The organism is Paenarthrobacter sp. 22069 (assembly GCF_052046035.1).
Classification (GTDB): Bacteria; Actinomycetota; Actinomycetes; order Actinomycetales; family Micrococcaceae; genus Arthrobacter.
This window is the reverse complement of the sequence record NZ_JBQEQF010000020.1, coordinates 24,930-43,386: the sequence shown is the minus strand read 5'-3', so window position 1 is coordinate 43,386 and position 18,457 is coordinate 24,930. Positions and strand designations below refer to the sequence as shown.

At 68.3% G+C, this 18,457-nt stretch carries 13 protein-coding genes and 2 tRNA genes; 6 read left to right on the top strand and 9 right to left on the bottom strand.

Annotated elements, in window-relative coordinates; all coding sequences use genetic code 11:
- Window positions 1-71: 71 nt before the first annotated feature.
- The 4 genes from ACTJK0_RS16260 to ACTJK0_RS16245 form a co-directional block, all read right to left on the bottom strand.
- On the bottom strand, window positions 72-1,232 hold the full coding sequence (locus tag ACTJK0_RS16260) for a globin domain-containing protein (protein WP_110545019.1): 1,161 nt from the start codon (window positions 1,230-1,232) through the stop codon (window positions 72-74).
- A gap of 140 nt (window positions 1,233-1,372) precedes the next feature.
- Complete coding sequence (locus tag ACTJK0_RS16255; RefSeq protein ID WP_440745884.1) at window positions 1,373-1,822, bottom strand: RrF2 family transcriptional regulator; 450 nt, start codon at window positions 1,820-1,822, stop codon at window positions 1,373-1,375.
- Window positions 1,823-1,834: 12 nt separating this feature from the next.
- Window positions 1,835-2,329, bottom strand: a complete 495-nt coding sequence (locus ACTJK0_RS16250; RefSeq protein ID WP_440745883.1) for a hypothetical protein — start codon at window positions 2,327-2,329, stop codon at window positions 1,835-1,837.
- Between the two features lie 6 nt (window positions 2,330-2,335).
- Complete coding sequence (locus ACTJK0_RS16245; RefSeq protein WP_440745882.1) at window positions 2,336-3,754, bottom strand: phosphomannomutase/phosphoglucomutase; 1,419 nt, start codon at window positions 3,752-3,754, stop codon at window positions 2,336-2,338.
- Window positions 3,755-3,894: 140 nt separating this feature from the next.
- Here ACTJK0_RS16245 and ACTJK0_RS16240 point away from each other — a divergent pair, with 140 nt between their 5' ends.
- Window positions 3,895-6,099 carry a RecQ family ATP-dependent DNA helicase gene (locus ACTJK0_RS16240; RefSeq protein ID WP_440745881.1) on the top strand — a complete coding sequence of 735 codons (2,205 nt, stop codon included), beginning with the start codon at window positions 3,895-3,897 and terminating at the stop codon, window positions 6,097-6,099.
- Here ACTJK0_RS16240 and ACTJK0_RS16235 read toward each other — a convergent pair.
- The 4 genes from ACTJK0_RS16235 to ACTJK0_RS16220 all read right to left on the bottom strand — a co-directional run bounded on the left by ACTJK0_RS16235 (window position 6,023) and on the right by ACTJK0_RS16220 (window position 10,833).
- Window positions 6,023-7,630, bottom strand: a complete 1,608-nt coding sequence (locus ACTJK0_RS16235) for an MFS transporter (protein WP_440745880.1) — start codon at window positions 7,628-7,630, stop codon at window positions 6,023-6,025. The genes ACTJK0_RS16240 and ACTJK0_RS16235 overlap by 77 nt on opposite strands.
- A 238-nt stretch (window positions 7,631-7,868) precedes the next feature.
- Window positions 7,869-7,957, bottom strand: a tRNA-Ser gene (locus ACTJK0_RS16230).
- A gap of 99 nt (window positions 7,958-8,056) precedes the next feature.
- Window positions 8,057-8,491, bottom strand: coding sequence for a GNAT family N-acetyltransferase (locus ACTJK0_RS16225; protein WP_440745879.1), 435 nt, complete (start codon window positions 8,489-8,491; stop codon window positions 8,057-8,059).
- A gap of 101 nt (window positions 8,492-8,592) precedes the next feature.
- The gene (locus ACTJK0_RS16220) at window positions 8,593-10,833 is read right to left on the bottom strand and encodes a prolyl oligopeptidase family serine peptidase (protein WP_440745878.1); all 2,241 of its coding nucleotides are present in this window, start codon (window positions 10,831-10,833) and stop codon (window positions 8,593-8,595) included.
- 85 nt (window positions 10,834-10,918) lie between these two features.
- On the opposite strand from ACTJK0_RS16220, the gene ACTJK0_RS16215 reads away from it, so the two are divergent.
- Window positions 10,919-12,859 (top strand): FAD/NAD(P)-binding protein, encoded by a 1,941-nt coding sequence (locus ACTJK0_RS16215; protein WP_440745877.1) that lies wholly within the window; start codon window positions 10,919-10,921, stop codon window positions 12,857-12,859.
- A gap of 77 nt (window positions 12,860-12,936) precedes the next feature.
- Here ACTJK0_RS16215 and ACTJK0_RS16210 read toward each other — a convergent pair.
- A tRNA-Ser gene (locus ACTJK0_RS16210) sits at window positions 12,937-13,024 on the bottom strand.
- A 108-nt stretch (window positions 13,025-13,132) separates the two neighbouring features.
- Here ACTJK0_RS16210 and ACTJK0_RS16205 point away from each other — a divergent pair.
- From ACTJK0_RS16205 to ACTJK0_RS16190, 4 genes are all read left to right on the top strand, one after another.
- Complete coding sequence (locus ACTJK0_RS16205) at window positions 13,133-14,116, top strand: NAD(P)H-quinone oxidoreductase (protein WP_440745876.1); 984 nt, start codon at window positions 13,133-13,135, stop codon at window positions 14,114-14,116.
- 118 nt (window positions 14,117-14,234) lie between these two features.
- A complete protein-coding gene (locus tag ACTJK0_RS16200) occupies window positions 14,235-14,834 on the top strand; it encodes a PadR family transcriptional regulator (protein ID WP_110545035.1) in 600 nt (199 codons plus the stop codon).
- Complete coding sequence (locus ACTJK0_RS16195; RefSeq protein ID WP_440745875.1) at window positions 14,831-15,568, top strand: ABC transporter ATP-binding protein; 738 nt, start codon at window positions 14,831-14,833, stop codon at window positions 15,566-15,568. The genes ACTJK0_RS16200 and ACTJK0_RS16195 overlap by 4 nt, the downstream gene beginning before the upstream one ends.
- Window positions 15,568-18,432: an FtsX-like permease family protein gene (locus ACTJK0_RS16190; protein ID WP_440745874.1), complete on the top strand. Its 2,865-nt coding sequence runs from the start codon at window positions 15,568-15,570 to the stop codon at window positions 18,430-18,432. Before ACTJK0_RS16195 ends, ACTJK0_RS16190 begins: the two co-directional genes overlap by 1 nt.
- Window positions 18,433-18,457: the final 25 nt, after the last annotated feature.

The window sequence follows — 18,457 nt, the reverse complement described above, 5'->3', positions numbered from 1 at the left end:
TCCATACGACGACGGCCCCGCACCTTTTCCGAAAGGTGCGGGGCCGTCGTCGTTCAGAAGGGCGGCGGAAATCAGCTGGCGAGCCAGATGTCCGGGCCGAAGACCTCGTAGTGGATCCGGGTCGCAGGGATCCCGGCGTTGATGGCCTCGTTGCGGATGTTCTTCATGAACGGCAGCGGGCCGCAGAGGTACAGCGAAGCGTCGGCGGGGAGGTCAACCTCGCGGAGGGACATGAAGCCTTCCTTGGCGCCGCTGACCGGCTTTTCCAGCCAGAGCTGCAGTTCGGCGCCGTCCAGGCGTTCGACGTCGTCCGTCATCTGGCTGCGCAGGGCCCAGCTGTCCAGGGTGCTTTCCGCATGCAGCACCAGGACCTGGCGGTCGGAGCCGGACTCGGCAAGGGAACGCAGGATGGAGGCGGTGGGGGTGCAGCCGATGCCTGCGGACGCGAGCACCACGGGGCCGTCGCCCTCTTTGAGGGTGATCTCGCCGTAAGGGTTGGAGATTTCGACGACGTCGCCCACCTGCACGGTGTTGTGCAGCACGGGGGAGACCTCGCCGCCGTCGTCCAGCTTGGTGGTAAAGGTGCGGCTGGTGCCCGCGTCGCCGGAGAGGGAGTACTGGCGCACCTGGCGCAGGCCGTCCGCAACGGCCACCTTGACGCTGACGTACTGGCCGGGAAGGGCAGGGGTGACGGGGGTGTCGTCCGCGGGCTCCAGGGTGAAGGTCATGGACCCGGTTCCCGCCGGCGTCTTGGCGGCAACCCGCCAGGGCGTCCACATTTTGTCATTGGCCTGGGCGGCGTAGAGGCCCTTTTCAAGCTTGATCAGGGCGTCTGCCATGAGCCAGTACACCTCGGTCCAGGCTTCGGCGATCTCAGGGGTGATGACCTCGGCGAGGTCCTCGGCGATGGCCGCGAAGAGGTGTTCGTAGACCACTTTGTACTGCGGCTCGGTGATGCCGAGGGAAGCGTGCCGGTGGGCGATGCGGGAAAGGACGGTCTCCGGCAGGGTGCCGGGGTTGTTCACCAGGTGGGTGGCGAAGGCGGCGATGCTGCCGGCGAGGGCCTGCTGCTGGTTGCCGGAGCGCTGGTTGGAGCGGCTGAACAAGCCATCCATCAGTTCGGGGTGCGCCGCGAAAAGTCGGGCGTAGAAGTTGGGGGTGATGGATCCGATCCGGGAGCCGACCAGCGGCAGGGTGGCCTCAATGACGGGGCGGGACTTGTCCGAGAGCATCTGTACTCCTGAGGTTATGGCCGGGGCCTTCGTCCGGCCGGATGAAAACTCATATTTGAAATGCGAGTATTTCTGCCTCAGTTCTACACCTTGTAGAAGATTGAAATCAAACTGATAGCAGGCGCCCGGATAACGGGGGACTAAAGTCCCGGGCGGAGGCCTATCATCGAGAAAATCGGAGCCATTTGCCGGGCCTGGGGAAGGTCCGCGATGACCACGGAGTCAAGCTCCACGTAGAAGGCTTCACGGGCGCGGGCCAGGGCGCCGCGAAGCCTGCATTCATTGATCAGGGGGCAGTTCCCGCCCGGTGCAACGCAGTCGGCAGGATCGGTGCGGCTATCCAACTGCCGCAGGATCTGTCCCACAGTGGCGATGCGGCCGGCATGGCTGAGTCGTGATCCGCCGGAACGGCCCTGGACCACCTCGATCAGGCCCATGCTCCGCAGTTTGGCCATGGCCTTGCTGACATGGTTGTAGGGCGTCCCCACCGAATCGGCGATGCTCTGGGTGGTCAGGAGGGTGCCGTCCGGGACCGCTGCGAGCACCATGAGTGCACGCAGGCTGACGTCCGCGAAGGCGTTTATTTTCATGGCGGTACCGGTCTAGTCCACCCAGATGGCGGGCTCGCTGGCGTCCGCACCCAGTTCGCCGAATTCCCAGGTCTGGGTGCCCGCATTGGCCGAGTAGGGCAGGACAGCGGCGAAGAGGGAGCCGTCCCGGTGCTCGGCGGCCACATGGATGGCATCCGAATCGTCCTCCACCAGCAGGATGTCGCACACCACGGCCGCGGCGCGGAAGTCGTCGCGGTTCTGGCGGAGGAGGGCCTGCAGGTCGTGGATCATGGCGTCGGCGTCGAACTCGCCGTCGCTGCCCTCAGCGGCATCTGACGGGGAGACGGCAACCAGCCGCACCTCGCCGTCGTTCTGGACAGTCAAGGCAAAGGGCAGGAAGCCGCCGTTGCGCTGGAGCTGCTCCTGGGCCGCGCTGACGCCCGTGCCCAGGAGGTTCTCAAGGTCTGTTGCCGTCGCTTCGGAAACGGAATCACGCCAGCTTTCCTGGCCGCCGCCTTCCGGTGCCCGTCCGGTATGGTCTGCCATCCGATGCTAGGCCCGGACCAGGGACAGGACGCGGTCGCGGATGCGTTCCATGGTGGACCGGTCCGTGGCCTCGGCGTTGAGCCGCAGGAACGGTTCGGTGTTGGAGGGGCGCAGGTTGAACCAGTAGCTGCCGTCGTTGGCCGTGAACGTGCTGCCGTCCAGGGTGTCGATGGTCAGGTCCTCGTCCGCAAACGCCTGCCGAACGCGCTCCACGGCTGCCGGCTTGTCCTCCACCTCCGAGTTGATCTCACCGGAGCTGACGTAGGGCTCGTATTCGCGGCCCAGCTCGGACAGCGGGCCGTCCTGCTCGCCCAGGGCTGCCAGGACGTGCATGGCGGCCAGCATGCCCGTGTCCGCGTTCCAGAAGTCGCGGAAGTAGAAGTGCGCGGAGTGCTCGCCGCCAAACACGGCTGCTTCCTTGGCCATGACTGCCTTGATGAAGGAATGGCCAACACGGGTGCGGACGGCGCGGCCGCCGTCGTGCTCCACCAGCTCCGCAACCGCCCGGGACGTAAGCAGGTTGTGGATGATCGTCGGCTTTTCCTCGCCCTGGGCCTTTGCACGCGCGATCTCGCGGCGGGCCACCATTCCGGTGATGGCCGACGGCGATACGGGCTCGCCCTTTTCGTCGATGACGAAGCAGCGGTCGGCGTCGCCGTCAAAGGCCAGGCCGATGTCCGCGCCGTGCTCGATCACCGCGGCCTGCAGGTCGCGCAGGTTTTCCGGCTCCAGCGGGTTGGCCGGGTGGTTCGGGAAGGAGCCGTCCAGCTCGAAATACAGCGGAACGATGTCGAAGGGCAGCTTGGGCAGCAACGCGTCGCCGAGGACTGCCGGGGTGGTCAGGCCTGCCATGCCGTTTCCGGCGTCCACCACTACCTTCAGCGGACGCGATGCGGAGAGGTCGACGAGCTTGCGCAGGTATTCCGAGTAGTCCTTGAGGACGTCGCGGACGCTGATCAGGCCGCGGGTGCCGGCGGCAGGGATGGCCCCGGCGTTGAGGTACTGCTCGGCGAGGGCCTGGATCTCCTTGAGGCCGGACTCCGAGGAGATGGGGACGGCGCCTGCTTTGGCCATCTTGATGCCGTTGTATTCGGCAGGGTTGTGGCTGGCGGTGAAGGTGGCTCCGGCGCGGTTGAGGAAACCACAGGCGAAATACAGCTCGTCGGTTGAGATCAGGTCCAGCAGTTCGACACTGGCGCCGCGCGTTGCCGCCCCCTTGGCGAAGGCCTTGCTGAACTCGGGGGAGGAGGGGCGCATGTCGCCGCCCACCACGATGGTCTGGCCTTCGAGCTGCAGGACATCCACGAACGCGGCCCCCACGGCTTCGACGATTTCGGCGGTGATCGACTCGCCTACAATCCCACGGACGTCGTAGGCCTTGAAGGATGCCGAGAGATCAAATGTCGTTGTCTGTTCGCTAGTCACGGGCTTTATCTTACGTGGACGGGGATCAGGGCCAAGGCGGTTTTAGCGGTATGTGCGTAACAGCAGCGGACCGGCGGGGTATTTCCACATAGCGGCCAATGGCCGTCCACGCTGTCGGAGGGTGCTGGGATACTGAATCAATGGCCGATAACCAGTACCCGTCCACCCTTTCCGCTACCGCCGTTGCAGACCCGGCAGGTCCCGGCACACCCGGAACCGCCACCCACGCCGAAGCGCTTGAGGTCCTGCGCGGCCTGGTGGGCCACCCGGACGCGGTCTTCCACGACGGGCAGTTCGAGGCCATTGAGGCATTGGTCGACGGCGGGCGGCGGGCTTTGGTGGTCCAGCGCACCGGGTGGGGCAAATCGGCCGTGTACTTTGTGGCATCGCTGTTGCTGCGGCGCAGGGGAGCGGGGCCCACGCTGATCGTCTCGCCGCTCCTTGCCCTGATGCGGGACCAGGTGGCCGCTGCCGCCCGGGCCGGGGTGCGCGCCGTGGCCATCAACTCCGCGAACCAGCTGGAGTGGGACACCGTCCGTGAACAGCTGGCCGCCGATGAGGTGGACGTGCTCCTGGTTTCCCCCGAGCGGCTGACCAACCCGACGTTCCGGGAAACGCAGCTGCCGGAATTGATCCGGCGGACCGGCCTGCTGGTCATTGACGAAGCCCACTGCATCTCCGACTGGGGCCACGATTTCCGTCCCGACTACCGGCGGATCGCGGACCTAATCACGCAGCTGCCCGGCTCGGTCCCGGTCCTTGCCACCACCGCCACCGCCAACTCCCGGGTGGTGCACGATATCGAAGAGCAGCTCGGCGCCGGCGTCCTGACCATCCGTGGCTCCCTGGGCCGGGAGTCGCTGCGGCTTGGCGTCCTGTCCCTCCCCGGTTCCAAAGAGCGCCTGGGCTGGCTGCTGACCCACCTGGCCGATCTTCCCGGCAGCGGAATCATCTACACGCTCACGGTGTCTGCGGCAGAGGACACCGCACGCCTGCTGGCGGAGGCAGGCCACAACGTGCTCGCCTACACAGGCAGGACGGATCCGGCGGACCGGGAGCGTGCGGAGCAACTGCTGAAGGACAACCAGGTCAAGGCCCTGGTGGCCACCTCCGCCCTGGGAATGGGCTTCGACAAGCCCGACCTTGGCTTCGTGGTCCACCTCGGTGCACCGTCCTCGCCGGTGGCCTACTACCAGCAGGTGGGCCGTGCCGGCCGCGGTGCCGCGAACGCCGATGTCCTGTTGCTGCCCGGTGCCGAGGACAGGGAGATCTGGCAGTACTTCGCCACCGCGTCCATGCCCTCGGAGGAGAAAGCCGGTGCTGTGTTGACCGCGCTGGCGGAAGCGGGGACCGCCCTGTCCACCGTGGCGCTGGAAGCCCGGGTGGACCTTCGCCGTACCCCGCTTGAGCTGCTGCTGAAGGTGCTGTCCGTGGACGGGGCCGTGGAGCGGGTGGGCGGAGGCTGGCGGTCCACCGGCCAGCCGTGGGTCTACGACGCGGAACGCTACCGCCGGATTGCGGAGGCCCGCGTGGATGAGCAGGACTCCATGGTGATCTACCAGGACACCGCGGGCTGCCGGATGGAGTACATCACCTCCGTCCTGGACGACGAGACGGCCCGTCCCTGCGGGCGCTGTGACAACTGTGCCGGACGGTGGTTCCCCTCGGACGTGGCAGCCGACGCGACGGCGGCCGCCGGGCAGACCCTGAGCCGGGCGGGCGGGGTGCTGGAGCCGCGACTTCAGTGGCCCAGCGGCATGGACCGGCTCGGCGTGCCGGTGAAAGGCAAGCTCAAACCGGCCGAGGGCCTGGCCGAGGGGCGTGTCCTGGCCCGCCTTACAGACCTCGGGTGGGGCGGCGCGTTGCGGGAGCTGTTCGCCGCCGGCGCGGAGGACCGGCCGGTGGACCCCGGCATGCTCCAGGCCTGCGTGCAGGTCCTGCGGGAATGGGGCGGGGGTGATGGACGCGCCCAGGGCTGGAGCGGGGTGGGCAGGCCGGCCGCGATTGTCGCCGTCCCGTCCCGCAGCAAACCGCAGCTGGTGGGGTCGCTGGCCCGCGGAATCTCCGAGATCGGCCGCATCCCCTACCTCGGCGAGCTGCAGCTGGCGCACGGCGGGCCCACCGGCGGCCGTGGCGGAAACAGCGCCTACCGGTTGGCCGGAGTGTGGGACCGGCTGGTGGCGGGTCCGGAGCTTGAGGCCGCGCTGCAGTCTGCCCAGGGCCAGACAGTCATGCTGATTGACGACCTTGCAGACAGCCGCTGGACCCTTACGGTCGCCGGGCGCGCCCTTCGGCAGGCCGGTGCGGGAGCTGTTCTTCCCCTGGTTCTGGCGCAGGCGGGCTGACGGCCCCGGCAGCGGCCGATTGCCGGGCTGTTGCATTGTGGGCCGGCCCGGCCGCTCGCCCCTCCGTTGCCTGGCCCGCTGTTGCATCGCGGGCGGGCTGGTCCCGGGCGTGCCCGCGCTGGCTCACCGCCGCCCCGGCATGTTTTGGAAGCAGCAGGCTGTCCACAGTGCTGGCCAGCATCAGCACGGCCATCGCCACGAACGCTCCGCGGAAAGGACCGGCGGGATCCTGGGGCGCGAGGGCCTGCCCATTAAAGATCCGAATCAGCAGGGCTGCAATGGCGATGCCGGAGCCCGTGCCCAGCTGGACCAGGGTTGCGGACACGGTGTTGGCGGATGTCAGCTGTGCCGGCGGGATGTCCGCGTACTGGACCGAGGCGTAGGCCGAAAATCCGATGGAGCGGAAAGCGCCGCCGCAGACGAGCAGCACGAACGTCAAAACTTGCGGCGTCTCCGGGGTCAGGAACGCGCAGAATGCGAAGGTGACGGCTGACGCCAGTGAGGCGAACACCAGCATCGCCTTGAATCCGAACTTCCTGATCAGCGGGGTGGTGGCCGGCTTGATGCCGATGTTTCCGATGAACACCGCCGCCACCATGGCCCCGGCCTGCAGTGGTGACCAGCCGAAGCCGGTTTGGAACATCAGGGGCAGCAGGAACGGGACCGAGCTGATGGTCACCCGGTACACGAATCCTCCGGTGGCCATCGCCCGGAACGTCCGGGTGCGGAAAACCTGCAGGTTGAACAACGGATGGGGAGTCCGGCGCATCCAGGCCACGGCGCCGGCAAGCGCGGCGACCCCGGCCGCGGCGCTGATCCCCGCCCAGGGCAGCTCCGGGTGGCTGCTGGCCAGTTCCAGGCCCGCCACCAGCGCGCCCACTCCAACCGTCGTCAGCACCATGCCGGGCCAGTCCAGCCGGCGGCCGGGATCGCCGGGCGCCGCCGGCACCAGGCGAAGGGCGGCGACGAAAGCGGCTGCGCCGAGGGGGATGTTCACCAGGAAGATCCAGTGCCAGGACAGGTATGTGGTGAGCGCCCCGCCCACTAGCGGTGCGAGGACCGGGGCCAGGAGTCCGGGCCACACCAGGAACGCTGTGGCGCGCAGCAGCTCGGACTTCGGCGTGCCACGCAGCACCACCAGGGTGCCGACCGGGACCATCATGGCCCCGCCGGCGCCTTGGGCGATGCGGCTCAGGGTCAGCGTCGCCAGGTCCTGGCTGAAGGAGCAGAGCAGGGAAGCGAGGGTGAAGACGGCGATCGCAGCGCAGAACACCCGGCGGGCGCCGAACCGTTCCGCCAGCCAGCCGCTGATGGGAATGCCCACGGCGACTGTCAGCAGGTAGGCGGTCATGGTGATGTTCACGTCGGCGGCGGGGACAGTAAAATCAGCCGAGATGCTGGGGATCGCCGTGGTGAGGACCGTGCCGTCCAGGAACTCCATGAAAAACGTTGCCGCCACCAGCAGCGCCAGGCGTGGGTTCCAGCCCGAACGGGTGCTGTCCTGCTGGTGTGGTGTGGTGCGTGCCGCCATGCGCTAATCCTGCCACCGGGGCAGCCCCCGCGCGCCCCGCGTCCGGCTGTCGGACAGCGCGTTCCGGACGGCGGAGGGAGCTTTGGCGGGTTCATCAGAAGCTTGTCCGCGTCTCCCAGCCCTCAAGGCTCTGAAGCGCGAACGTGCTTAGGACAGGTGCTTGGCCCGGATAACAAACCCGGTTCAAATCCCCGCCGGAAACGCAAAAGGCCCCGGTCACGGGGACCGGGGCCAAACGCGGAGACGGGGGGATTTGAACCCCCGGTCGAGTTTAACCCCGACCCTTCATTAGCAGTGAAGTCCATTCGGCCGCTCTGGCACGTCTCCAGTTGCTATTCCTAGCCCACCAAGGATACGCAGATCCGGCCACGCAGTGCAAAACGTTCCCGTCAAAGCCTCATTCCGGCCGGCGCGGCTCCGCGCTGCCTACGCGACGGGCCGGGCCGGACGGACCATACGGATTTCAGGGAGGTTCTCCCAGCCGGCCAGGACGTCCTGCTCGCCGTCGGGCTCAAAGCCGAACCGGCGGTAGAAACCGATCGCCCGGCTGTTGTCCGCGGCCACCCAGAGGCTTGCTGCGTTGTCGCCAATGGCGGCCGTGAGCAGCCGGCTGCCCAGGCCAAGGCCCTGGTGGGACGCCAGAAGGTACAGTCCCCACAGTTCCAGGTCACCGGACGACGGCGGCGGGTGTCCTTCGGGGGAGCCCGGCGCCGGCAGGCGGCGGGCGCCGGAGAACCCAACCACCGTACCGCCGTCGGACGCCACCCACGCCTCGGCGGGATCAGACCAGTCCAGCAGGTACTGCCAGAGCCGGAGCCGGTCGTCGGGGTCCACGGCGGCGAGGAAGGCGTCGGAGAGCATCCCCCGGTAGGTCTCCTGCCAGCACCGGACATGCACCTGCGCCAGTTGCCCTATGTCCCCGGGACCGGCCCTCCGTATCGTCAGCGCATGCTCCGTGGCGTTCAGCCTGCCAGCGCCTTCCACAGGAAATGCTGGCTGCGGGCCTGCAGTGCCGCGGCTTGCCGGTTGTCGGAGGCGCCGGCGTGCCCGCCCTCCAGGGCTTCGTGGAACCAGACGTTGGGGATGCCCATCGCCAGCATCCGTGCCGCCATCTTGCGGGCCTGCACCGGGCCCACCCGGTCGTCGGAGGTGGCGGTCCAGATGAAGGTCTCCGGGTACTCCACGGCGTCCTTGAGCAGGTGGTACGGCGAGAAGGTTTTGATGTATTCCCACTGTTCGGGAACATCGGGATCTCCGTACTCGGCAATCCAGGAGTGTCCGGCTGACAGCCGGGTGTACCGGCGCATGTCCAGCAGCGGAACCCCGCAGGAGACGGCCCTGAACAGTTCCGGGTAACGGGTGAGCATGTTGCCCACCAGGAGTCCGCCGTTGGAGCCACCCACGCAGCCCAGCCGGCGCGGCGACGTGACCCCGCGCGAGATCAGGTCGCGTGCCACGGCGGCGAAGTCCTCGTAAGCCCGGTGCCGGTTTTCCTTCAACGCTGCCCGGTGCCAGGCAGGCCCGTATTCGCCGCCGCCGCGGATGTTCGCCACCACATACACACCGCCCCGGGAGTGCGCGGCTCCGCCGTCGGTTCCTGCCGGCGTGGTGCGGCGCTCAAGCCATGCCCGGCCCACGGTGCCGCTGTACGCGGGCGTCCGGGACACCTCGAATCCGCCGTAGCCGGACAGCTGGGTGGGGTTCTGCCCATCCAGTGCCAGCCCGCGCGGGGCTACCTGGAAATACGGGACCCGGGTGCCGTCGTCGGACACGGCGAAGTGCTGCTCCACTTCATAGTCGGCGTCGGCAAAGAACGACGGCGAGGCCTTGACGGCGGCATGCCGGCTCACCACGCCGGACGTCCCGTCGCCGTCGTGCTCCAGGGTGCCGCGCAACAGGGTGGTGGGCGTTGTGAATCCGGTGGCGATCAGCCAGAAGTCATCGCCGGCTCCGCCGTCGGCCGGTCCCTCATCTTCGTCGTCCACTGCATACGCGTTCACGTCGTGCAGGGGCGGGCAGGCGTCGAGCAGGGTGGCCGCCCAGCCGCCGTCCGCGTTGCCGGTGGGCCGGGACGGGTCCAGCACCCGGATCTCGGAGGACACGTCCTTGAGCAGGTTCAGCAGCAGGAAACTCCGGGTCCAGCTCCAGGACTGCAGGGAGGTGTGGGCATCCGGCGTGAAGAGGACGGTGAGCGCGCGGCGCCCCGCCAGGTAGTCCTCGAAGTTGGCGGCGAGCAGGGCTCCGGCGGGATACGTGGTGCCGTCCAGGGTCCAGTCCTGCTGCGGGCGGAAGAGCAGCCATTCCCGGTGCGCGCTGACGTTGACGTCGGTGGGGACATCAATGGCTTCCCAGTCGCCGTCCCGCAGCACGAAGCTGGTGCGGTTGAAGAAATCGATGTAGTCCACGGCGAAGGTGCGCTCAAAACCGGGAGTGGAATCGTGCGCGGCCACAGCCATCATGTGGTCTTCGGGTACCTCGAAAAGACGCGGCGCCGCGGCCAGGGATCCGCCGCGCCTGAGGGTCACGGCGGTCCGGGCGTAGGAGGACGCGGTCCCGGGCAAGCCCTCAGCGGTGGAGGCTACCAGCAGCGTATCGGCATCCAGCCAGGACACATTGCCCTTCGCGGTCGGCAGGTCAAAGCCGCCGGCGGCCGGGTCGACAAAGCTTCGTGCCTCGACGTCGAACTCGCGGTAGCGGTTGGCGTCGCCGCCGTCCGGGGAGAGGGCGAGCAGCGCCAGCCGGTAGGGGCTGCCGGCCGCCGGACGGAGGAACGTGGCGCCGTGGAACACCCATTCTTCGCCTTCTGCCCGGGACAGCTCATCAACGTCCAGCAGGACGTCCCATTCCGGGGAGTCGGTGAGGTAGCTTTCCCAGGTGGTGCGGCGCCAGAGGCCCTTGGGGTTCCGCTGGTCGCGCCAGAAGTTGTAGTACCAGTCGCCGCGCTTGCCCACCATGGCGATCCTGTCGGTGGAGTCCAGGACTTCCAGGATGCCGGCTTCGAGCCCTGCGTATCCTGCGTCCTCCAGCAGGTCCTCGGTGCGGGAGTTCTGCTCCCTGACCCAGGCCAGCTGCTCCTCGCCGTAGATGTCTTCCAGCCATACGTTCTCGTCGACGGGTTCCGGGGCCCTGCCGGAAGCGGCGGTGCCGGGGTTGTTCGGGCCTGGACCTGGAACGGACGCGTGATCAGCTGCTGTGGTGGTCATGCGCCCCATCCAAACAACTGGGCCACAGGCTGGCAAGTCAAGTGCTCCGGCGCATAACCTGCTTCCAGCCCGTACGCTGGATGCCGTGGAAAAATCTGAGAGCATCCGGGCTGTCATTATTGGCGGCGGCCCCCGCGGCACCAGCGTGCTGGAGCGGTTGCTCGCCCATTGTGCGGCGGCCGGTGACTCCGCGCGGCACCTGCGGATCGACGTGGTGGACCCCTACCCCGCAGGTCCCGGGCATGTTTGGCAGCCGGCCCAGTCACGGCTATTCCTCATGAATACGCAGTCTTTCTATCCCACCCTGATTCCCCAGGATGCGTCCCTGCCGGCCCCGGTTGCCGGCACCACCTTCGATCAATGGCGGGACCGGCAGCAGCGGGACCCGCTGCCGGCCCTCACCCCGGAGGAACGGGCGGAGCTCGCGGTCCTGGAATCGGACGACTTTCCCAGCCGGGCGCTCTACGGACGCTACCTGAGCTGCACCCTGGAGGAATTGCTGGACAAGGCGCCCGGCGGCGTCAGCATTGGATTCCATGCCACCACGGCACTGTCCGTGCGCCGGGCGGAGAACGGAATGTTCGACGTCGGCCTGGCCACCGGGGAAACCATCCAAGCCAACGGCGTGGTGCTGGCACTGGGGCACATCCCATCCCGGCTGAATCCCGAACAGCGCTCACTGGAGACCTCCGCCGCGCAGCTGGGCCTGCAGTATTTCCCGCCCGCCGTGCCCGCCGATGTCGACTGGTCCCGGATCCCCGCCGGTGATCCTGTCCTGGTGCGCGGCATGGGCCTGAACTTCTTCGACACGATGGGCCAGCTCACCGAAGGCCGCGGCGGAAAATTCGTCCCGTCCGGCAGCGGCAGCGGCCTCGCCTACGAACCGTCCGGCCAGGAACCCCGGATCATTGCAGCCTCCCGGCGCGGCACCCCCTACCGGGCAAAAGCGGCCCTCCGCGGCTACTACGCTCCGTCCATCACGCTCCGCTACCTTACCGAAGCGGCCATTCAGCGGCTGGCCAGGACAGGCATCCGCCCGTCGTTCGACCATGACCTGTGGCCGCTGCTGCACCGGGACGCCCTGTGGGCCTACTACTCAACGCTGGTGCGCTCGCAGCCCGCCGCGGTCCCCGACACACATGCCTTCCTCGCGGCACTGGAGGAAGCCCTCCAGCCGCACTCGCACAGCGCCGCCAACTGGGAAGACGGCGTGGAGAGCGTCCTGGCCGTTCACGTCGGTCCGCGGCACCGGCTGGACTTGCCCGGGCTGGCGGCCCCGCTGGCAGGCCGGACCTTCAGGTCCCGCAGCGAGCATGACGCCGCCGTGGTGGAATTCCTGCTCGATGACGCGCGACGTTCCGCCCTCGGCGAGGACGATCCCGTCAAGATGGCCATCGCCGCCCTGCACCACGGACGCGCCGTCCTCAAGACCGCGGTGGCCGACGGCGGCATTACCGATGAGTCCTGGGTCGCGGGCCTGCGGGGCTGGTTCGAGTCGTTTGTAGAGGGCCTGGCCAGTGGTCCGCCCGCGCTGCGTTCCGAACAGTTGGCCGCACTGGCACGGGCCGGCGTGGTCAGCTTCGTTGGACCTGACCCGAAATTCGGCATGGACCGCAAATCGAAGCTGTTCACCGCGTCCTCGCCCTGGGTGGCAGGCCCGCCGGCGACGGCACGGATCATGGTGGAGGCGCTGGCACCGGGCAACCGGGTGTCGGCGAATGACTCACCGGTGCTGGAGCAGCTCCTGGCCGACGGGCTGGTGCGGCCCAGGCTCATGATGACCGCCGAGGGAGCTCCGGTGGAGTCCACGGGCCTGGACGTGGAGCCGCACCCGTACCGGCCCATCGCCGCGAACGGGTCCGTGACGGAGGGGCTGTTCGTGCTGGGATTGCAGTTGTCCTCGACGCAATGGGGAACTGCGATCGCAGCAGAGGCCGTCCAGCCGGGCGGACCCGTGTACGCCAGCGGCCAGCGCACCCTTCGCGATGCGGATGAGATTGCGGCCGCCATCATCAACAGGGCTTGAGCCGCCAGGGCTTGAGCCGCAACGGCTTAAAGCAAAAAACCCCTGGCGGCCGTTGCCGGCTGCCAGGGGTTCCCTTGCGGAAGGTAAGAGATTCGAACTCTTGGTACGGGGTTACCGCACACTGGTTTTCAAGACCAGCTCCTTCGGCCGCTCGGACAACCTTCCTCAGCTAGTAGTGTTTCATAGGCACTTGCCTGCAACAAAACAGGCCACGGGCAGGAGCCCGTGCACACTGGTTGCAGCCAGGATTTGAGTCAGGAACGGGAGAGGTCCATGAAAGCCGTCTACATTTCGGAACCCGGCGGGCCGGAAGTGCTGGAAGTCCGCGATGTGGATCCTCCGGTACCAGGCCAGGGCGAAGTGCTGATCGACGTGGTGGCTGCCGGCCTGAACCGGGCCGACGTCCAGCAGCGCCGGGGTTTCTACCCACCGCCGCCGGGCGCCTCGGAAGTTCCCGGGCTTGAAGTGTCTGGCCGGATCGCCGGCTTTGGGTCGGGCGTCAGCAAGCCCTTCTCGGTGGGCGACAAGGTGGTTGCACTGCTGGCAGGCGGCGGTTACGCCCAGCAGGTGGCGGTTCCCGCCGAACAGGTGCTGCGGGTGCCCGACGGCGTGGACCTGGTCACCGCGGCGTCGCTGCCCGAGGTTGCGGCAACGGTCTATTCCAACCTGATCATGACGGCGCAGCTGCAGTCGGGCGAGACCGTCCTGATCCACGGCGCCACCGGCGGAATCGGCACCATGGCCATCCAGCTCGCCAAGGCGTTCGGCGCCAAGGTTGCCACCACGGCCGGCACGGAGGAGAAGGTCAGCACCGCCAAAGCCTTCCTGGGTGCGGACATCGCCATCAACTACAGGGACGAGGACTTCCCGGAGAGCCTGCGGCGCCAAAACGACGGCAAGGGCGCGGACGTCATCCTGGACGTGGTGGGCGCCAAGTACCTCCAGCAAAACGTTGATGCGCTCGCCGACTACGGACGGCTCATTGTGATCGGCCTGCAGGGCGGTACCAAGGGGGAACTGGACCTGGGGGTGCTGCTGAAGAAGCGCGCCGCCGTCGTGGCCACCGCGCTGCGGCCCAGGCCGGTGGCCGAGAAGGGTGCCATCATGACTGCCGTCCGGGATGCCGTCTGGCCGCTGGTGGCGGACGGCAGGATCCGGCCGCTGGTGGCCAAGACCTTCCCGCTGGACCAGGTGGCCGCGGCCCACCATTACTTTGACAGTGGCGACCATGTGGGCAAGGTCCTCCTGGTGATGTAGCCCCCGTACATACCCGGTATTGCGTGCAGGGGATTTCGGCATTAGGCTGCCTATACGCGGTATGCACGGGTCTTGGGGGCTCGTGCATACCGGTAAAGACCAGCCCCGGGGGAGCATCATGTCAATTCGCCACAGCCTCCTCGCCCTGCTGCAGGACCAGCCGCGCTACGGCTACCAGCTTCGGGTCGAGTTCGAGAACCGTACCGGAGCCACCTGGCCCCTGAACATCGGGCAGGTGTACACAACGCTGGACCGGCTGGAACGCGACGCCCTCGTGGCCAAGGAAGGCGACGACGGCGAAGGGCACGTGGTCTACAGCATCACCCCCGCCGGCAAGGCCGAGGTCCGGAACTGGTTCGCCGCCCCCGTGGAGCGGAACAACCCGCCACGCAACGAGCTCGCCATCAAGCTGGCGCTCGCCGTCACCCTGCCCGGGGTGGATGTGCAGGCCATCATCCAGGCCCAGCGCGTCGCGTCCATCAGGGCCCTCCAGGACTACACCAAGGCGCGGCGCGACACTGCGGCGAACCAGCGGGCCGCGGACACGGCGTGGCTGTTGGTGCTCGACTCGCTGATCTTCCAAACGGAAGCCGAGGTCCGCTGGCTTGACCTGTGCGAGGCCAGGATGGTCCAGCAGGCGCAGGCCGCGGGCGCAGCCCGTAAGGCGTCCAACGGGGCCACGGAAGACGCCCCGCTCAACGCGGACATCCGCCGGTGAGCGTGCAGGGGCCGCAGCAGGTCCTTGAACTCGCCGCGGTCGGCAGGACCTTCGGGGAAGGCGCGACGGCGGTCGCCGCACTCCGCGACGTCGACCTCACCGTTTCCGCGGGGGAGTTCGTCGCGGTCATGGGCCCGTCGGGCTCCGGCAAGTCCTCCCTGCTGGCCATCGCAGGCGGCCTGGACCGGCCGTCGTCGGGCGCCGTCTACGTGGAGTCGACGCCGCTGGCGGGCCTGGGGCTGAACGAACTGGCCCGGCTGCGCCGCCGCGCCGTCGGGTACGTCTTCCAGGACTTCAACCTGGTCCCCACGCTGACCGCCGCGGAAAACGTGGCGCTGCCGCTGGAATTGGACGGAACATCCACCAGGAAGGCGCACCGGCAGGCCGCCGACGCGCTGCGGCAGGTGGGCATCCCCGAATTGGCGGACCGCTTCATGGACCAGATGTCCGGCGGCCAGCAGCAGCGGGTCGCCATCGCCCGGGCCATCGTGGGCCAGCGCCGGCTGATCCTGGCCGATGAACCCACCGGTGCCCTGGACTCGACGACGGGCCAGGGCGTCATGGAGGTCCTGCGGGCCCGGGCAGACGCCGGAGCCGCGGTCATGCTCGTCACCCACGAAGCCAGGCATGCAGCCTGGGCGGACAGGGTGGTCTTCCTGCGGGATGGGCGGATCATCGACCAGGCCGCCGCCATGCACGACCCCACCATGCTCCTCACCCAGGCCGGGCTCTGATGCCGCTGGACCTTGCTCCGGCGCCCACAAGCCGCCGGAGCAGCTATCGGGTTGCCCTGCGCCTGGCACGCCGGGACATCGGCCGCCACAAGGCGCGGTCCCTCCTCATCATCATGCTCATCATGCTGCCCGTGGCGGCGATGACGGGTGCCGCCACCCTCTACCAGAGCTCGCAGCGGACGCCGGATGAGATCGTTAAGTACGAACTGGGCAGCACCCAGGCGAGGTTCAGCGTCCTGCCGGTGCCCAGTGCCGACTCCCTCCAGGACCCGCTCAATGACGGCGTGATCGCCTCCAGCACCGGGCGGTCCGACCCCGAGTTCCAGCGGACCGACCCGCTTGACGCCCTACCCGCAGGCTATGACGTCCTCCCCCAGCGCATGCTCCAGTTGACCACCGGCGTGGGGGAGGCGCTCGTTTCACTGCAGGGCCGCGAAGTGGACGCCCTCAACCCCGCCTTCGCCGGCAAATTCAGCCTCCTGGCCGGGAGGGCCCCGCGCGACGGGACTGAGGTGCTGGTTTCGCCCGGGCTGATGACACGCTTCCACCTCACCTTCGGGCAGGAATTTACGACGTCGGCAGGCACCTTCGCCCCGGTCGGAACCATCCGCGACGCCGGCGTGTCGGACGGCAACAGTTTCCTGTACCTGCAAGCAGGCCAGGTGCCCCCCGGGCTTTCCCAGGGACCGCTGACACGCCAGTCCGTGTCCTACTATCTGGTGGGTCCCGAGCCGGTCACCTGGCCACAGGTCAGGGAGGCGAACAGTAAAGGCGTGGGCGTGCTGTCCCGCAGCGTGGTGCTGAACCCGCCGACCCTCGAGGAACGCACGGTGGCTGGTTCCCGGCCCCGGGATGCTTCGACGGAAGCTGTGGCCGTTTACGCCAGCTTTGGCATGATCGGTGCCCTGGCGCTGCTGGAGGTTGGCCTGCTGGCCGGGGCTGCCTTCGTCGTTGGGGCCAAGCAGCAGGTACGTGAGTTGGCGCTGCTGGCGTCCTCGGGTGCGGAAAGCTCCACCATCCGCGCCGTTGTCACGGCCGGCGGACTCTGGCTTGGCGGCCTTGCCATGGCCCTCGGAGCCGCGGTGGGGCTGGGAGCTGCTGCCGTCGTCGTCCACGTGGTCCGGTCCACCGGCTCCGCCCGGTTGGCAGGACTGCATCCGGACCTCCTCCTGACAACCGCCGCCATGGCCATGGGACTGGCATCCTGCATCATCGCGGCCATGGTGCCTGCGCGCCAGGTGTCACGGCAGCCGGTACTCGGTGCCCTCAAAGCCGGACGGGCTCCCGCGGCGAAGACCCGGCGCGCAACCATGGCCGGGGCCGTCGTGCTGGTGCTGGCCGCTGGGCTGTTGACGGCGGGGTGGCTCCTGGGGCGGTCCACCAACGATCCTGACCGGCAGGCGGACCAGCTGCCTTGGGTGGTCACAATACTCATCCTCGGCGCGGTGCTGGCTGTCGCCGGCCTGGTACTGCTGACCGGCTGGCTGGTCATCCGTCTCACGTCCCGCACCCAGTGGATGCCGCTGTCCCTTCGGATGGCGGCCCGGGATTCGGCACGGAACCGCGGCCGCAGCGTCCCCGCCGTCGCCGCCGTCCTTGCGGCCGCCGCGCTCGCCGGCGCCGCGCTCGTGCTGTCCGCCAGCCAACAGGCAGCACAACGGGATTCGCACTACTGGGGCGCCCTGGAAAACCAGGCGTACCTTCCCCTGGTGGTGGACTCCCCGACGTCCTCCGCCGGCACCACGCCCCCGTCGCGGCAGATCGACGCGGAGGAACTGTCCACGGCCCTCGCCGGTGCCCTGAAGACGGTGGACTGGACACGGGTGATGATGGCCCCGGAAAGCCTGCGCACTTGCTCGGACGGCCCCGCTGACCTGACGGTGCCTGCGCGGACGGCAACCTCCAACTGCCTGATGTACTCGCTGGCAAAGCCGGAAGCCAACCAATGCCCGCGGACACCGCAGGGAAGGATCACGGATCCGGGTGACTGGCGCTGCCGCGGGGCTCTCGTGGCTGACCAGCCGTCCGACCGGGCCATCCTGGTGGGCGGCGCGGACGACATCCGCGCGGTACTGGGGCGTAACGCCTCCGCGGAGGCGCTGGCCGTGATGGACGCTGGCGGGATGGTGGTGACCAACCCCGTGTTCGTCACTGAGGGAAAGGTCCTGCTGCAGGCGCAGGATGTGCGCACGCAGGTGCCGTCGCCGTCTGGGCCGGCCTCCGTCCACGCAACGGTCAGGAGCGACTCCCTGCCCGCTGCAGTGCTTGAACCGGCCGCCCCCGTACCCTACTACGGCGTTGTCTCACCGGAAACCGCCGAACGCCTGGACCTGCACGCGGCACCTGCCGGGCTGTTGGTGCAGTTGGCGAAGCACCCCTCCGATGCGCAAGTGGATGCGGCCTCCGCCGCAGCCGCGGCAGTCTATGGGCAACCGGGCATCCCCTTCCAGGCAGAGCCGGGAATCTCCCAGGACACCCAATGGGCCGCCTGGTCCATCGTGGCCGTGGCCGCGCTCATCACCTTCAGTGCAGCAGGCATTACCACGGGGCTGTCCATGGCAGACGCCCGGCAGGACCACGCAGTCCTTGCCGCAGTCGGTGCCCGCCCACGGCTCCGTAAGGCACTTGCCGGCGCGCAGGGACTGTTCACCAGCGGCATGGGGGCCGTTCTTGGATCAATGGCAGGATCGGTGCCGGCGGTCCTGCTGGTCCTGTCCACGGACATGCGGACGGCCCTCGAGGTTCCCTGGCTGCATTTGTCCGCACTCGTGGTGGCCGTGCCCTTGACGGCGGCGGCACTTGCCTGGGCCTTCACCCGGTCCAGGCTGCCCTTGTCCAGGCGCAGCCTGACGCAGGGCCATTAGGTCAAAGTATTGGGTCTTTTTGATC